This window comes from Pseudoalteromonas sp. NZS100 (assembly GCF_015864815.1).
GTDB lineage: Bacteria > Pseudomonadota > Gammaproteobacteria > Enterobacterales > Alteromonadaceae > Pseudoalteromonas > Pseudoalteromonas distincta.
Map to the genome: position 1 here is coordinate 39501 of NZ_JADYWM010000003.1, position 16406 is coordinate 55906.

Consider the following 16406-nt stretch of genomic DNA (forward strand, 5'->3'; position numbering starts at 1 on the left):
GTTGTTATGTGCGGGCGCTTTACTTCCAACTAGCCTAATCGCAGGCGAATTGACCCAGTATCAAGCTAACTACGATATTTTACGCAAAGGTAAAAATCATGGTGAGGCTGTTCGTGAGCTCAAAAAAACGGGCGACGATACTTATGAACTTACATACCACAGCAATATTGAGTGGATGATTTTCTCTGACTCTCGTGAAGAAACATCAAAGTTTACCTTTAAAGATGGCAAGGTTACCCCGCATCATTACAACATGATTCGTACAGGGACAGGCCCAGATAAAGATTACAAAATTGATTTTGATACAACAAACAAAGTAGTGACTAGCAGCGCTAGTGAATACCCACTTAAATGCGAATGGACTGATGAATTTCAGGATGCTATTTCGTACCAAGTGCAAGTGCGCGAAGGATTGAAAAAAGGCGAAACAAGCTTTTCATTCCCGCTCATAGACAAAAAAGGTAACCGCCGCGACTACAACTTTGAAGTTGTTGAAAAAGAGATGATCTCCTTACCTATCGGTAATGTAGAAGCCATTAAAGTGAAGCGTTTATACGATAACGATAAACGCCAAGCAATTGCATGGTTTGCGCCAGAAATGGATTACATGCTGGTACGTATGTGGAAAGGCGAAAAAGGTATGGAGCAGTTTGAAGTTCAAATGAATTCATTTACTGTTATTGCGCCTACAGCTGTTGCGCCTGCAACAGCACAACAACCTCAAGAAGCTAACTAAATTTAATTAAACCAAAGTTAAGCTAATATTTAAAATAGGTGGGCTAAATTAGCTCACCCATTTTAAACAATGCAAATTCCCCAGGCTCCATTTTTTGCCAGCGCTCATCATTCGTCAAAGGCCTTGTGGCTATAACTGTTACTACATCGTTTGGTGTGGTCTCTTGTTGAAAATCAACCACCATATCGGCATCAATCAACGTTGCTTTACCAAATGGCGCACGGCGCGTTATGTAATGTAAGTTATTAGTGCAATACGCTAAAACAAACACCCCGTCGGTCAATAACATATTAAACACCCCTTTTTCACGCAGAGTTTGCGAAAGCTTAGCCGCGTATCTAAAAACCGACGCCATATTACTTGGACGCTTTGGGTATTTTTCGCGAATTTTATCGAGTAACCAACAAAAAGCGAGTTCGCTATCGGTGTTACCTACTGGGCGATAGTACTGCGGTTTTAAATCATGATAATTAGATAGCTGCCCGTTATGAGCGTAAGTAATTTCACGCCCCCATAACTCTCGCGTAAAAGGATGAGTATTTTCTAGGCATACTCGCCCGCGATTACCTTGGCGAATATGGCTAATAACCGAGACACTTTTAATGGGGTATGCTTTAACGAGCTTTGCAATTTCAGATTGATAACTCGGCTCAGGATCTTTAAAGGTTCTACAGCCTTTACCTTCGTAAAATGTAATACCCCAACCATCTTTATGTGGACCTGTATTACCACCACGCTCTAAAAGGCCTGAAAAACTAAAACAAATATCGGTAGGCACATTGGCTGACATGCCAAGTAATTCACACATTAATAAAATAACCCTTAAAAACCATACATTAAAATAAATAGCGAATATTTGTGTATTAAGCGTACACTAAATTGCAGCCCGCTATAACGGCTATACTTACTTAAAAAGTGTCATTTTGCTATTAGATTTATTTATTTTTACGTTAACACTACTTACGGCTAATGCTTTGACTATACGATAGTTATTGATTGTTCCTTTGTCGGGTAATTAAATATCGTATTTAAGTTACTTTCTACTACAATTTAACATCGTTATGTACTTGAAAATTACTGTTACTAGCGCTACTCTAAGTGAGGTGGTCTGACCTCTATTAAGGAATAAAAATGACACTCATATTTACACTGGTTCTAATCGCGTTGCTATGCACTGCGGTTTACCACAGAGCAAGTTGGAACACAGCACTTGGTGTTTCGGCTATAACTTTATTAATTGGTACCTTTGCGGGTGCTTTTGGTTTAATTAGCTGGTTGATCTTTTTGATCATCGCGGTTCCTCTTTCTGTTACTGGCCTTCGTCAGCAATATATCATCAAGCCTATTTTTGCTACGTTTAAAAAAGTAACGCCAAGCATGTCTGATACTGAAAAATCAGCTATTGATGCCGGTACGACGTGGTGGGAAGCTGACTTATTTTGCGGTAACCCAGATTGGAAAAAACTTCACCAATACCCAGTTCCTAAACTTACTATTGAAGAGCAAGCCTTTGTTGATGGCCCTGTTGAAGTAGTATGTAGCATGTTGGACGATTGGGAAGCAACGCACGAACTAACCGACCTTCCTCAAGATGTATGGCAGTATCTAAAAGATAATAAATTTTTTGCCATGATCATCAAAAAAGAATACGGCGGTTTAGAGTTTTCTGCATTTGCACAGTCTTGTGTACTTCAAAAACTAACAAGTAAATCAACATTACTTTCGTCAATTGTTGGTGTACCAAACTCTTTAGGCCCAGGTGAATTATTACAACACTATGGTACAAAAGAGCAAAAAGATCATTACTTACCGCGCCTAGCGAGCGGTCAAGAAATTCCATGTTTTGCATTAACTTCGCCAGAAGCGGGTTCTGATGCAAGCTCAATTCCAGACTACGGTGTGGTATGTAAAGGGCAATGGAATGGTGAGGAAGTTGTGGGTGTTAGTTTAACGTGGAATAAGCGTTACATTACACTTGCCCCAGTGGCTACCGTACTTGGTCTTGCGTTTAAGTTACAAGATCCAGATGGGCTAATTGGCGACAATAAAGAGCCAGGCATCACCTGTGCACTTATTCCAACGGACACTCCTGGAGTTGAAATTGGTCGTCGACATTTCCCGCTAAACGTACCATTTCAAAATGGTCCTACTCGCGGTAAAGATATTTTCGTACCACTTGATTATATTATTGGTGGTCCAGATATGGCTGGTCAAGGCTGGCGCATGCTGGTTGAGTGTTTATCGGTTGGTCGTGCAATTACATTGCCGTCAAATTCTGCCGGTGGCATTAAAATGATTGCCGTTGCAACGGGTGCGTATAGCCGTATTCGTCGTCAGTTCCGTTTACCTATTGGTAAAATGGAAGGTGTTGAAGAGTCACTAGCAAAACTTGCAGGTTACGCTTACAGCTCTGATGCTGCGGTTAGTATGTCTACGGGTGCGGTTGATTTAGGCGAAAAGCCATCGGTAGTTTCTGCCATTATTAAATACCACCTGACAGAGCAAATGCGTGATGCAACTATTCATGCAATGGATGTACTTGGCGGTAAGGGCATCATGCTTGGGCCAAATAACTATTTAGGTCGTGGCTATCAAGGGGCACCTATTGCCATTACCGTTGAAGGTGCAAACATCTTGACCCGTAATATGATTATTTATGGTCAAGGTGCAATTCGCTGTCATCCATTTGTACTTACCGAACTAGGTGCGTGCGAAATTGAAGACCGCGAAGAAGCCCTTAACGTATTTGATAAAGCGCTAATGGGTCACATTGGTTTTACTATGTCGAACCTTGTACGTACTAAATGGCTTGCACTTACCGGCGCTCGTTTTACAAGTGTGCCGTACAACGACGAAACCGCTGAGTTTTACCGTATAGCGTCACGCTTTAGTGCATCACTTGCTCTTATGTCAGACATTAGCATGGCAGTATTTGGTGGTTCACTAAAACGTAAAGAACGTATTTCAGCACGTTTAGGTGACTTACTTAGTTACTTATACTTAGTGTCTGCAACGCTTAAGCGTTACAACGACGAAGGCCGTAAAAAAGAAGATTTTGCTCTAGTAAAATGGAGTTGCCAAGATCACCTTTACCATTGCCAACGTGCACTTGCTGATTTAATTAATAACATGCCTTCGGCTCCACTACGTGCCGTGTTAAAAGTATTGTTATTCCCGTTTGGTCGCCCGGTTCGTAAACCAACTGACCAACTTGAGCATAAACTTGCGCAACTACTACAAGTACCTAGTGAAACGCGTAACCGCTTAGCAAGCTACGTATACTTAAAAAATGAGCCGCTTAACCTTGTAGGTCGTCAAGAGCAAACGCTTAAAGACATCCTAGACGTTGAGCCATTATTTGAAAGAGTATGTAAAGAGAAAGGCCTTAAACTGCCATTCTTCCAGCTTGATAAAGTAGCGCAAATGGGACTTGAAGCAGGCATTTTAAGCCAAGCAGAGGCTGATAAACTAGCTGCTGTTGAGCAATCTCGTTTAGATGTTATTAACGTTGATGACTTTGACCCTGCTGACTTACTTGCAGGCAAAGCCGCACGCAATAGCGTTAAAAAAGAAGCTGATGCTGCTTAACTAAGCTAAGCATTTACAGACCAAAAGCCAGCATATAACGTGCTGGCTTTTTTGTGCACAATAAAAAGTTTTAACAACGTGATGGAATAGTTTAATTCGTTAGATTGTTTAAATAATTATACAGCTTGGTATAACAGGCAGCTCTGACATCTAACCAACCCTAAAAGCTCTGTATTGATTAAATACCCTTAATTCATCTCTATACTCCTGTAAAAACTTAAACCCTCTCAAGAGCTCTACAAGTACAACACTATAAAGTTAATGACTATACCAATTAGCAATAATACTTAGAGCCTGCCTAGCAGTGTTAAAAGTCTCTGATATACGACTGCATGGATGCAGGAGATAGAGCAATGCAGGATCATTTGCCGAAAACAACTAAATAACGAATTATTCCTTATTATCGACATGCTTTTCTTACATCAAAATAGATTACTTAATTAAGCGAATTGGGGTTAAACCTGGCGTTAAGTTAACTGCGGTAAAAGTTTCAAAGTTACGAAAGAAGGGATACAGCGCAATGCACAAGCACTTAACCAGAGCATCGGTAGATTGATATAGGTATTGATACAATAAGGAATATAAGCAGGTTCGTGCAAGGAATGTATTTGATAGCTGATAGCTGATAGCTGATAGCTGATAGCCAAAGAATGTTTTACTAAATTATTTAATCAAGGATTTTATAAGCTTGTTATTGAGGAAATAACAAGTGGCGGAGTGGACGGGACTCGAACCCGCGACCCCCGGCGTGACAGGCCGGTATTCTAACCAACTGAACTACCACTCCGCAGTGGTATGTGCATGGGGTAATGCACTTACTAATTTTAATCATGATATCAAATGGCGGAGTGGACGGGACTCGAACCCGCGACCCCCGGCGTGACAGGCCGGTATTCTAACCAACTGAACTACCACTCCGCAGAGATATCATTATACTTGTTATTACTTAATTTGTTGGCGGAGTGGACGGGACTCGAACCCGCGACCCCCGGCGTGACAGGCCGGTATTCTAACCAACTGAACTACCACTCCATAATAAGAATATGTTTTACAACCATACGTTGTGTAAGTGTTGGCGGAGTGGACGGGACTCGAACCCGCGACCCCCGGCGTGACAGGCCGGTATTCTAACCAACTGAACTACCACTCCAGCTTTTACTTACAAGTTTTACGAAAATGGCGGAGTGGACGGGACTCGAACCCGCGACCCCCGGCGTGACAGGCCGGTATTCTAACCAACTGAACTACCACTCCATATTTTCGTTGCTGTTTAGGTCTCCCTGACAGCGGCGTGAATAATACGAACCAACCCCTATTTCGTCAAGGGCTTTTTTGTTTTTTTATAGGTTTTTTAGTCATCTGTCATCGAAAGGTTTAAAATTTCACCTGATCTGTCATTTTTTGAGCCATTTTTACCGACTTGATTTTTTTCAGTGTCGGCAACATCACCTTCACTTGTTTTCTTTTTCTTTAAAAAAGGCAGCTTAACTTTAAATTTAATCGGTTTTTTCTGAACAAATATACGAATTAACAACCATCCGAGTAATAAAATGAGTGTATTGCAGCCTACAATTAAACTAATAATTGTTGATGTGGCCATTTTTTCTTCAGCAGGTTCACTCTCAACCATTTTATCTGGTGTAATAATCGTTGCCGGATCAATTTCGGGCACCGCTTCTATGGGTCGTTCTATCTCAAATTTATACGTTGGCAGCGTTGCCATAAATTCACGGCCATTAATATTAGTGCCAAAAACAGACAGTTCAACACTATATCTACCCCAATCATAATTTTTAACACTAAGCTGACGTGAGTCTTTAGCTGTAGCATCTATGGTAAACATCTGCTCTTCGTTATTGGGATAGTAGATTTTTCCCTGGATGATGACTGTTTCTGGCTTAACAATACTTGGGTCTATATTTATAGTTAACAGATGCTCGTCTGTGTCTTGCTCTGCTAACGCGACTTCGGTTACAAAAGGAGGCTCGTGCACTTCTATTGTATTTTGCACAATGCGACGCTGCAGCAGAGGTGTTGCCACGTAAAGCTCTGGTGTCCATTCACCCGCAGGGAAATCTAAAGTAAACTCGCCGGTAAACACACCATCTTTAGGACGCTCATCAAATCCACGTCCATCGTCTTTAAATTCCGCTACTTCTTGAATGCCTGCACCAAAGTTAGCAAAGTTTTCATTGTTGGTACTTACAAAGTCAACATTAAGGCTCACAACATCCCTAAATAGGTTTGTGTTAATTGGCTCACCGTCGTTTAGTATTTTCCCGGTGATTTTTATTGTCTCCCCCCTAAACAACATTGAAGGAAGAGGCTCTGCCTCAAGAGATATTTCGCCTAATACAACTATTCTGCTATCGGGCAAAATACTGCCTATTACTTGCCAAGGACCTGCCATAGGTTTTTTTATGGTAACTAAATCGTAGCTGAGTTCGTCAAACCAATCTAAGTTAGGGTTTTTAACTGAGTCAGTAGCAAAGTACTTACTGCCATCGGGCCGCACTAAAATAACAGCAGGTGCACCTGATTTTCTAAAAAACAGCAGTGTTATTTCATCTATTTTGCTATCTATGCGAAAACGATTATCAAGTAAAGGGATCTCATTTTGATGCCCATCGCGCTTGAGCACTTCTACTTGTTTTACGCCATATGCATTGCCAGTAAATAAACTAGCGGCACATAACGCTGTTACAAAATACATCGTTTTCATTAAATCGCCTTATTCAGCGCGCCATATACATTGGCCGCCTTCTTTGTTTACAAGATCTAATCGTGCTTCGTGTGCGCTTTGCTCAGCGTCGCTTGCTCGCAATACAACTAATGGGGCTCTATCGCTATTTAAACGCTTTATACCGCCTTTCTGTTGCTCGCTGCCGTCATCTTTGTTTTGATTCAAATTCAGCTTTGTTTGACCACCCGTCATGGCAAGGTAAACATCGGCTAAAATTTCAGAATCCAGTAGCGCACCGTGAAGTGTTCGCTTTGCGTTATCTACATCGTAACGACGACATAATGCATCAAGATTGTTCTTTTGACCTGGATGCAAGTCACGCGCCATTTTAAGCGTGTCGAGAACTTGACAAAAAGTCTCTGTTTTAGGATAGCCCTGATTAAGTAGTGCAAATTCATTATCCATATGACCAACATCGAACGGTGCGTTATGAATAACTAACTCTGCCCCTTCAATATAGTCGAAAAACTCTTGGGCAATTTGATGAAATAACGGTTTATCACGTAAAAATTCGTTAGTGATACCGTGAACGTCGATTGCTTCTTCTTCACTTGGGCGTTGTGGGTTTATATAAACGTGAAAATTATTGCCTGTTAAACGGCGATTTACTAACTCCACACAACCAATTTCTATAATACGGTGCCCTTGTTTAGGGTCGATGCCGGTGGTTTCTGTATCTAAAACTATTTGTCTACGTGCCATATCGAATTTAGCCTGATTCTGGTATCTTTCTATAATCACTTTATTGTACATAAGATCAAGGTAAAACAGTGCAAAAAACCGTAGAGATTTACACCGACGGCTCATGTTTAGGTAATCCAGGCCCCGGCGGTTATGGTATTTTTATGATTTATAACGGCCACGAAAAAGAAATGAGCCAAGGTTATAAACTCACAACAAATAACCGAATGGAAATGCTCGCGGCTATTGTAGCCCTAGAATCACTCACTCGAGAATGCGAAGTAAACCTAACAACCGATAGCCAATATGTTAAGCAAGGCATTGAATCGTGGATCACTAACTGGAAAAAACGTGGCTGGTTAACATCAGCTAAAAAGCCGGTTAAAAACGTCGATTTATGGAAACGCCTAGATAAAGCCTGTAGCGAGCACAATGTAACTTGGAAGTGGGTTAAAGGGCATAGCGGCAATAAATACAACGAAATAGTTGACGATTTAGCCCGCGATGCCGCTGGCAGTAAAGATTTACTAGAAGATGTAGGCTACCAGCCTTAAATTTATTCTAAGCTAGTTGTTATACCAATTTTATTAAAAAAATGTTCATTCTATCGCATTAAATAACTCACTAACTACGTTAAAAATTATTCATATAGAACAGCTATATGTCACAATTTTCGCCTTGTTAATGTGCTATTTTCTTAGCGCTATAATAGATCACTTATTTAATGCAATTGGTATTATTTTTTTGCTCGCACGATTTAAAGTGTTGCTTTGACGTTTGTCTAAGCCCTGCCCCTTTTACTGGTGCAAATTGCGGCCTAGCATGCCACTTAGGTTTTATTGGCGTAAGTGGCGCAACTCTTTTTCGTGCCACCAGCATATAAACACTGCCCATTGGTTTTAAATACTGTTTTGCAAAAGTCCGCCAAAACTCAAATCTTGATAACCTGTTACCTCTTGCCAGTGATGAATAAATAAAACGTTCGTCACTTACAATTTCAAAACCCAATAAATTTAGCCAATCTTTAACCCTCGCAGGGGTAAAAAAGCGCCCTGTCCATGGTAATTTCTGACCACTAAAAGGCAGCATTTGTGCAAGCCCGCACAAACTAAACGGGTTAAAACCAGTCACTAGTATATAACCGCCCGGAATAAGCGTGCGATGTGCTTCTCGTAAAATGTGATGTGGGTCTGAATGATACTCTAAGCAGTGGCTTAGTATACAAGCATCAATACTGTGCTCGTAAAATGGCAATTCATCTATGTCAGCAACTACCCCGGTGTATGGCCCAGGCTCTGCAACACACACTTGGTGTTTAATCGTACTTATACTTGTGTTTAATTCGCCACTTAAATTACCCAACTTAAGCATATGATAGCCAAACATACGCGGTAGCCATTGCTCCATTTTACGTTCAATATCTGTGCGTAAATAATCCCCATGAGGAAACTGCTGCCACGACAGTGGTTTGGGTCCTTCTTGAAAACTAAGGGCTGGTTTCATTTTTTGAGCTCGTTATACTATGTGATAAGTGTCACTTTATAGAGCAATTTACCATGGTGCAAGTCAAAGCAATTAAAGCCTTTTCTGATAATTACATTTGGTGTTTAACTACCGATAACAGTAACCAAGCATGGGTAGTCGATCCAGGCCAAGCACATCCCGTATTAACGTACTTAGCTGAGCATAAACTAACGCTTGGTGGCATTTTAATTACGCATCATCACTACGACCACACTGATGGCGTAGCTGAATTAGTTGACGCCTATCCAGATATATCGGTTTATGGCCCTGCAAATAGTCCATTTAAAGGCGCCACTCACGCACTCACTGATGGACAAAGCATCAGTGTGCTTAATATTAATTTTACTATTTTAGCAACTCCTGGGCACACGCTTGATCATATTTGTTACACAAATGATGAACTTGCTTTTACAGGCGATACATTATTTAGCGGCGGATGTGGGCGCTTATTTGAAGGCACGCCAGAGCAAATGTGGAAATCTTTTAATAAACTAAGAGAGCTGCCTGCAAGCTGTGTTGTGTATTGCACACACGAATACACGCAAGCTAATCTTGCCTTTGCCAAAGCCGTTGAACCACGCAATCCAGAACTCCTTGCGTACAGTAAAAAAGTAGATGAATTACGCAGTAATAATCAAATTTCTCTACCGACCTCTATTGGACAGGAGCTAAAAATAAATCCATTTATGCGTAGCGATTTGCCAACCATTATAGAGTTAGTGCCCGAGAAATTTATCTCGGTTACAAAAAACAATGAACCTTGGGGAAACTTTGCGAGTCTGAGACAGTTCAAAGACAATTTTTAATGCAAAAACTAATACTTTAATATTTATTTTATTAGAATCATTAACTTAAGATATAGTGATGATTCTATTTCTGCGTTTTAAAAAGTCATTAAGTGGCAATGTTAACTCATAACAGGTAGTATTCGCCGAGTTTTTTACCCGATGTATTGGTATTTATGAATAAATCTCCCCTATTAGTAGCCTTGGCGTTAACGCTAAGTGGTTGTCAAACTGTGACAACATTAGAGTCAGACTCTCAAGTTGCCACGCAAGCAAACCAACAACTCGAAGGCGCAAGTCCTAACGACATTAACAATGCATTGATGGTAAACGCACAATATCAGCAAGTTGACTCTGATGAGCAAGAAGCGCCCGTGTTTGATGATGTGTGGGAGCGAATTCGCTACCAACTTTCTATCGAAATACCGCAAAATCGCCCTGTTGTTACTGAGCGTAATTATTACGCTCGCCACCAAGCCTATTTAGATCGTATTTCTAAACGTGCAGAACCTTACTTACACTTTATTGTTGAAGAAGTAGAAAAGCGCGAAATGCCAATCGAAATTGCACTACTGCCTATTGTAGAAAGCGCATTTGACCCGTTTGGTTATTCTAATCGTAGCGCATCGGGCATTTGGCAGTTTATGCCTGCAACAGGTGAGCGATTCGATTTGAAACAAAACTGGTGGTACGACGGTCGTCGCGACATAGTGCAGTCGACTCGCGCAGCACTTGACTACTTATCGTATTTACATAAAACACTTGAAGGCGATTGGCTTAACGCGATTGCTGCTTATAATTCAGGTGAAGGGCGCTTGATGCGCGCGATTAAAAAGAATCGTAAAAAGCATTTACCTACCGATTTTTGGTCTCTTGATTTACCAAGCGAAACAACAGCCTACGTACCAAAGTTATTAGCACTTGCCGATTTATTAAAACGCTCAGATGATTTTAACGTTACATGGCAACCAGTAATTAATGCACAAGTGGTTGAAGTGGTTGATGTTGGCTCGCAAATAGATTTAGCACTTGCTGCTGATATGGCCGATATGACGCTTACTGAGCTATACAGATTAAACCCTGGTTTTAACCGCTGGGCAACTGACCCTAATGGCCCACATTCTTTATTACTGCCAGTAGATAAAGCAGAGCAATTTAGCCAAAAACTAGCAAACACTGATGTTAAAAACAGATTACGCTGGCAACGTTATATTGTGGCTCGAGGCGACAGCTTATCAGTAATTGCCAAAAAGTTTACAACAAGCTCAAGTGCAATCCGATCGCTTAATAAACTCAAATCAAATACGATTAAAGTAGGCCAAGAGTTATTAGTCCCGCTTACTGATGGCGCTATAAATAGCGAGCATTTACCAAAGCAGATGCGTTTAGCTGCTAATAAAGCAACTCGCACAAAGCTTTCGCACACAGTTAAAAGTGGCGACACGTTATGGGATATTAGCCGCGAATATGACGTAACTATGGATGAGTTGGCTAAATGGAATAAGCTAAAGAAAAACTCTGTACTGCGCCTAAATCAAAAACTAACTGTGTATAAGTCAGCTAATAAACCACAAGCAACGGCAAGTACCAACCGTACTATTACATACAAAGTACGCCGTGGTGACTCACTTGCACGTATTGCGTCTAAGTTTAATCTAAGCGTTAACGAAATTATTAAGTGGAATAATTTAGCCGGTCAAAAATACTTACAACCTGGCCAAAAGCTAAAACTTAAAGTAGATGTCAGAAGTAGTTAATTTATAAAACTATATTAAAAGTAAAAAGGAGCGCATGCGCTCCTTTTTTAATACCTTAAAGTTAAGGATTAAGCAGGTAGTTTTTCTAGCCATACTTTTAACCAAGGCTCGGTTACCGGCCATGGTTCAAAGTCTTCGCATGCATCTATTTCTAGGCGGTTGCCCACAGGCTTTGCTTGTAAATCACGAAGTAGCTCGTCAAAGCTTCGCCCTGCGCCACAAAATGTATCGCCGTAACATCTGTCACCCATTGCAATTACACCAAATGGTTTATCGGTAAGCATTGGGAAAGTGCTATTCATTGCAAAGTACAATCCGGCCAAATTACTCGGTACATCACCTTGGCCTGTTGTGGAGGTAACAATTAAAATATGCGATGCATTTTTTATATCATCAAGTGATGCTTCAGTAATTACTGTAGCAGTATGACCCGCTTGCTCTATTGTGGCTGCAACTTCATCGCTTAAACGCTCTGCACCGCCATTAACGCTGCCTACAAAAATACTAATATGTGCCATTAATAATCCTTTTCTTGCTCTGGCCAACCTAGCTGCTTACATATTTCAAGCATGTCTTCACCTAGTGGCGCTTTAATTGTTATTGATTCATTACTATAAGGGTGCACAAAACTAAGCTCTGTTGCAAATAACATTAAGCGTCTTAGTTCAAAATGATCCCTAAAAAATTGATTATGCTGGTTATCACCATGATTTACATCCCCAATGATAGGCAGTGATAAGTGCTTTAAGTGTCTGCGAATTTGATGCTTGCGCCCTGTTTTTGGAAAGCACTCAACTAACGAGTAACGTACTGTTGGGTACTTACCTATAGGAATAGGCAATGCAGCTTGGTGCAAGCAATTAAACTGGGTTTGCGCTTCTTGCGGTGCTTTATCTTGATCTGCAAACTTATCGGCTATTTTATCATGTTCTTCTTTAAGCGGTTTATCTAAAAATACCGACTCTGGTGCAAAACCGCGCACTAAGGCTAAATAGCGCTTAGCAATGGTACCTTCAATAAATAGCTGGTTCATATCGCGAGCTGCTTCCGAGCTCAATGCAAACAGTAATACGCCCGACGTAGGTCTATCTAGCCTATGTACTGGAAATACATGTTGCCCTAGCTGGTCGCGCAACATTTGCATAGCAAACTGGGTTTCGTGTTTATCTAAAAACGAGCGATGCACTAATAAACCTGAAGGCTTATTTATTGCCACATAGTTTTCATCTTGATACAAAATAGTCAGCTCGCCATATTCAATAGGCGCTGGACGCTCACTCATTTGGTTCTCCTAAAAAGGTATCAAGGGCTGTTAGTAATTCAATTATTTCATCGCTTCCGGCTTTATTCACAAGTGTCATTTGCGCCATAGGGGCAATAGCAAAGTTACGCGGCAGTGGTTGTCTATGTGTTATTAATTGCTGTATTTTTTCAATAAATACAAACTGTAACCACTGCTCAAATGCCATTGTATCGTGACAAAAAGGAGTATTTGAAAGCAGTGCCTCAGCGTCTATTGGCTCACTTTGCCAAAGCGCGTGTTTTTGTAAAAGTGCCGTTAGCTGCACTAAATAAGTTTGGGTTTGCTGGTACATAACCACCCTCTTTTATATATGTAATGCAATTATACCCTGTTCCCTCATAGGCGGCTATGACGTATAATTAATGTAATTTTGCAGTAAAAACAGTTGAGAAAACAATGAGTGATCAAATAGCTACATTAGGTCAGCTTTTAGATGGTGCGGGTACTCAGTGGCGTGCTTTTGATATTGGCAGGCACATTACTAAGCTTGATAAAAAACAATTTTTAGCTATTGAACAAGCTCAAGTGCCTTACCCTTATCCACTTGCTGGTCATGCATGGCTCGCTATTCAATTTTGGGATACTAAAGCCAGTAAAGAACCGTATGTATGGTTTTTAAAATTTCCACTTGATGAGCAAAGTATGCTGGTAAGTGCTAGTCGCGATCACTTTGCTGATATGGTTATTCAAGCGCTAGGCACTGAAATTACAGGCGAACAAGCCGATGGAAAGCTTGATAATAACCCTTATGTTTTTACACCAAACGCAAATAAATTAGCAGCATTTAACGCCCAAATAAAAGTACTATTAAAACAGCCTGCATCGCAGTATTACGAGCATGCACAACTGTACTTTAGCGGTAAAATTGGTTTTGATAATTGGCAAAGTGTTGCACTACAGGGTATTGCCGATTTTGCACTACGCTTAGACAGCGATACAAACTTAAGTAATCTGCAAAAAGCATGGGCGCATTTACCTATTGAAGTACTACAACCACTCAGTGCCATGCTTGAACACGTTGAAATACCAACATCAATGAGTGAGTTACTTGTTGATTACACACAGACCGCAATTAGTAACAACGACACAGTGGCTATAACCGCAGCACTAAGATCAGCTTCAAAAGGTCAAGCTCAAGGGTTATGCGCTCAATTAGTCGATACTGTACTAAGCTCACCAGTGAGGCACGACTCTGACGTGTTACTAACAATAGCTGGGCGGTGTTTTAAACAATTAGAAAACCCTGAACGCTTACATGTATTTATGGATAATTGCGCGCATCATCAAAAAATTGAAGAATTGTTCCCAAGTATTTTTGCAGACTTAGTTGCAATACCGACTATTCGCCCGCATTTATTAGGCTTATTACGTAAAGAAAATCGTAGCGAAACCCTCGCGCGTGCAATTGGAAGGTTATTCTCTTAAATGGCAAGTTTATGGACGTTCATACTTATTGGTAGTGTAATTTACTTATTTTGGCTTAACCGAAAGGTTGCTGAAGCGGCGAACGTTCATGCTAAACGTCAAAGTGAGCAACTGCAGGTGCAGTTGATGAGTGTTGCATGCACAAAACGCCGCTTTGGTTTTTTAAAGAACGGCAAGCCAGGCATTAAAAGTGAATTTATATTTGAGTTTTCAAGCGATGGTGAAAATGCTTATCAAGGTGTGTTAATTATGGAAAATGAGTTTTTGAAAAGTGTGGTTGTTCCACCGCATAAAATATAAAACTTAATATACTTTAAGAGTATGTGTCTTAAATTAATAAATTTAATTCAACACAAAAAACTAAGGCGTAACTAAAGTTACGCCCCAATTGGACTGCATCCTGCTAGATATCCATTATCTTAAATCCGTATTATCATCCCCTGAACGAGTAAACAACCTTGTTTACCCTCACATTGCATCCTGCAATATCCATAGCCACCTTGGCAAACCCACGAAATCTATCGTTTGGCTACATCTGTAGCATCATCCCTGGTAATCCTTTTAAGTAGCTCCTGCCACTTTTTGCATCCTGCAATGTCCATAGCCATCTTGGCAAACCCACGAAATCTATCGTTTGGCTACGTCCCGTAGCATCATCCCTGGTAATCCTTTAAAGTAGCTCCTGCCACTTTTTGCATCCTGCAATGTCCACTTGCCATCTTGGCAGTCCTGCGTAAACTAACGCTCCTGCTACTTCCTGTAGCGTCATCCGTGATTATCCTAAAGTAACTCCTAGCTACTAAGTGCTTCATGCACTTCCTTATTCTTCCTTGTATCCGTTTTAGCTTGTCCTTTATGCTTCCTGCTAGCGTCTGCTATGTTGCCTATTCCTTATCCTTGGCAGTAACTCAATCATTGAGCTATGTCGTCTTGACAAAGAGAAGTTTAAAGCAATCAGGGGGGAGAAATAGGACTTAACATTAAATAAATAAACGTCACAAAAATGAAAAAACAAAATAAATGCTGCAGAACAATAACTTAGAACAAAAAAGGCTACTTATTAGTAGCCTTTAAGTGACAATGCTTACGATGATGTGAGATATATCTCACGGTCTTATGTCCGTTTGGGCGTATTGGCTTACATTATAATTTTAAATAGTTGGCTCAATTATTGATTTAAACAGTAACTCGCCCTCTACTTGATTAAAAGTAAGGTGTTTAAAAGCTTCAAACTTTTCAGTTTTAAAAAATTCAATGTGCTCCTTACGTGTTACAAATACAGCCATCCCTGTTGACTCAGCGTTACATTTAACTAAGTCATCAAGCCCGCGTAGTAAGTAACGACCAAAGCCTTGTCCATGAAAATGCGGATCTACGGCAATAAAAGCTAAAAAATAGTAATTGCCTTTTTGTTTAAGGGCGTCTCTAATTGTTTGTTCTTTATCTATTAATTGATTTGTTTGTAAGTAGCCCGCACTCAGCATTAATTTTAAACGCCAGTGCCAATAACGCTGCGCTTGTAATTGGCTATTAGATTCAAATACACACGCTACTGCTTTTAATTTATCGTTGCGGTATAAACCAATTAATGGCTGTTTTTCTTGCCAAAAACTACTGAGCTCTTCGCGAATTAATGATCGTAATTTTTTTTCGTAAACTGATTTATTTTCGTCATTGTAGCTAAGCATGTTTAGTAATACAGGATCGTCATGATAAGCCTGATAAATTAGGCTCGCTGCAGTACTAATATCTTCTGCAGCTAAATACTGTACGCTGAACGTATCAGCTGGTGTGGTTACACTCATTGTATTTCCTTTATTATTTTAGCTATAGGCTGTTTAACTTTAAACCTAACTATATACCT

15 protein-coding genes and 5 tRNA genes are annotated in these 16406 nt (G+C 40.4%); 7 read left to right on the forward strand and 13 right to left on the reverse strand.

The window, feature by feature from the left end:
• Nucleotide 1: 1 nt before the first annotated feature.
• Nucleotides 2-736, forward strand: coding sequence for a DUF3108 domain-containing protein (locus I6E69_RS03600; protein WP_197120769.1), 735 nt, complete (start codon nt 2-4; stop codon nt 734-736).
• Between the two features lie 43 nt (nt 737-779).
• On the opposite strand, the gene I6E69_RS03605 is transcribed toward I6E69_RS03600, so the two are convergent.
• Nucleotides 780-1544, reverse strand: coding sequence for a class II glutamine amidotransferase (locus I6E69_RS03605; protein WP_002959998.1), 765 nt, complete (start codon nt 1542-1544; stop codon nt 780-782).
• 323 nt (nt 1545-1867) lie between these two features.
• Between I6E69_RS03605 and fadE the strand changes: the two genes are divergently transcribed.
• Entirely contained in the window at nt 1868-4324 is a 2457-nt protein-coding gene (gene fadE, locus I6E69_RS03610; RefSeq protein ID WP_002960075.1) for an acyl-CoA dehydrogenase FadE, read from the forward strand.
• Between the two features lie 710 nt (nt 4325-5034).
• On the opposite strand, the gene I6E69_RS03615 is transcribed toward fadE, so the two are convergent.
• From I6E69_RS03615 to dnaQ, 7 genes are all read right to left on the reverse strand, one after another.
• Nucleotides 5035-5111, reverse strand: a tRNA-Asp gene (locus tag I6E69_RS03615).
• A 54-nt stretch (nt 5112-5165) separates the two neighbouring features.
• Nucleotides 5166-5242, reverse strand: a tRNA-Asp gene (locus I6E69_RS03620).
• 37 nt (nt 5243-5279) lie between these two features.
• Nucleotides 5280-5356: transfer RNA gene (locus tag I6E69_RS03625), tRNA-Asp, on the reverse strand.
• 41 nt (nt 5357-5397) lie between these two features.
• Nucleotides 5398-5474, reverse strand: a tRNA-Asp gene (locus I6E69_RS03630).
• A 27-nt stretch (nt 5475-5501) separates the two neighbouring features.
• Nucleotides 5502-5578: transfer RNA gene (locus I6E69_RS03635), tRNA-Asp, on the reverse strand.
• A gap of 97 nt (nt 5579-5675) precedes the next feature.
• A complete protein-coding gene (locus I6E69_RS03640) occupies nt 5676-7046 on the reverse strand; it encodes a TIGR03503 family protein (protein ID WP_197120663.1) in 1371 nt (456 codons plus the stop codon).
• 9 nt (nt 7047-7055) lie between these two features.
• Nucleotides 7056-7769: a DNA polymerase III subunit epsilon gene (dnaQ, locus tag I6E69_RS03645; protein WP_024606537.1), complete on the reverse strand. Its 714-nt coding sequence runs from the start codon at nt 7767-7769 to the stop codon at nt 7056-7058.
• Between the two features lie 68 nt (nt 7770-7837).
• Here dnaQ and rnhA point away from each other — a divergent pair, with 68 nt between their 5' ends.
• Nucleotides 7838-8302, forward strand: a complete 465-nt coding sequence (gene rnhA / locus I6E69_RS03650; RefSeq protein WP_024606536.1) for a ribonuclease HI — start codon at nt 7838-7840, stop codon at nt 8300-8302.
• A gap of 163 nt (nt 8303-8465) precedes the next feature.
• On the opposite strand, the gene I6E69_RS03655 is transcribed toward rnhA, so the two are convergent.
• On the reverse strand, nt 8466-9251 hold the full coding sequence (locus I6E69_RS03655) for a class I SAM-dependent methyltransferase (RefSeq protein ID WP_002963022.1): 786 nt from the start codon (nt 9249-9251) through the stop codon (nt 8466-8468).
• Between the two features lie 53 nt (nt 9252-9304).
• Between I6E69_RS03655 and gloB the strand changes: the two genes are divergently transcribed.
• Nucleotides 9305-10078, forward strand: a complete 774-nt coding sequence (gene gloB, locus I6E69_RS03660) for a hydroxyacylglutathione hydrolase (RefSeq protein WP_197120664.1) — start codon at nt 9305-9307, stop codon at nt 10076-10078.
• Between the two features lie 155 nt (nt 10079-10233).
• A complete protein-coding gene (locus I6E69_RS03665) occupies nt 10234-11814 on the forward strand; it encodes a LysM peptidoglycan-binding domain-containing protein (protein WP_193226700.1) in 1581 nt (526 codons plus the stop codon).
• A 68-nt stretch (nt 11815-11882) separates the two neighbouring features.
• Here I6E69_RS03665 and I6E69_RS03670 read toward each other — a convergent pair whose 3' ends face one another.
• Genes I6E69_RS03670 through I6E69_RS03680 form a run of 3 tightly spaced genes read right to left on the reverse strand, consistent with a single transcriptional unit; the run spans nt 11883 to nt 13409 of the window.
• Nucleotides 11883-12332, reverse strand: coding sequence for a flavodoxin (locus I6E69_RS03670; protein ID WP_010553680.1), 450 nt, complete (start codon nt 12330-12332; stop codon nt 11883-11885).
• Nucleotides 12332-13096 (reverse strand): tRNA pseudouridine(65) synthase TruC, encoded by a 765-nt coding sequence (gene truC, locus I6E69_RS03675; RefSeq protein ID WP_197120665.1) that lies wholly within the window; start codon nt 13094-13096, stop codon nt 12332-12334. Before truC ends, I6E69_RS03670 begins: the two co-directional genes overlap by 1 nt.
• Nucleotides 13089-13409 (reverse strand): YqcC family protein, encoded by a 321-nt coding sequence (locus I6E69_RS03680; RefSeq protein ID WP_002963030.1) that lies wholly within the window; start codon nt 13407-13409, stop codon nt 13089-13091. The genes truC and I6E69_RS03680 overlap by 8 nt, the downstream gene beginning before the upstream one ends.
• 104 nt (nt 13410-13513) lie before the next feature.
• Here I6E69_RS03680 and I6E69_RS03685 point away from each other — a divergent pair, with 104 nt between their 5' ends.
• Both I6E69_RS03685 and I6E69_RS03690 read left to right on the forward strand, forming a co-directional pair.
• Entirely contained in the window at nt 13514-14542 is a 1029-nt protein-coding gene (locus I6E69_RS03685; protein WP_197120666.1) for a DUF3549 family protein, read from the forward strand.
• Nucleotides 14543-14842: a DUF3301 domain-containing protein gene (locus tag I6E69_RS03690; protein ID WP_002963032.1), complete on the forward strand. Its 300-nt coding sequence runs from the start codon at nt 14543-14545 to the stop codon at nt 14840-14842.
• 851 nt (nt 14843-15693) lie between these two features.
• Here I6E69_RS03690 and I6E69_RS03695 read toward each other — a convergent pair.
• The gene (locus tag I6E69_RS03695) at nt 15694-16347 is read right to left on the reverse strand and encodes a GNAT family N-acetyltransferase (protein WP_024597670.1); all 654 of its coding nucleotides are present in this window, start codon (nt 16345-16347) and stop codon (nt 15694-15696) included.
• Nucleotides 16348-16406 lie beyond the last annotated feature (59 nt).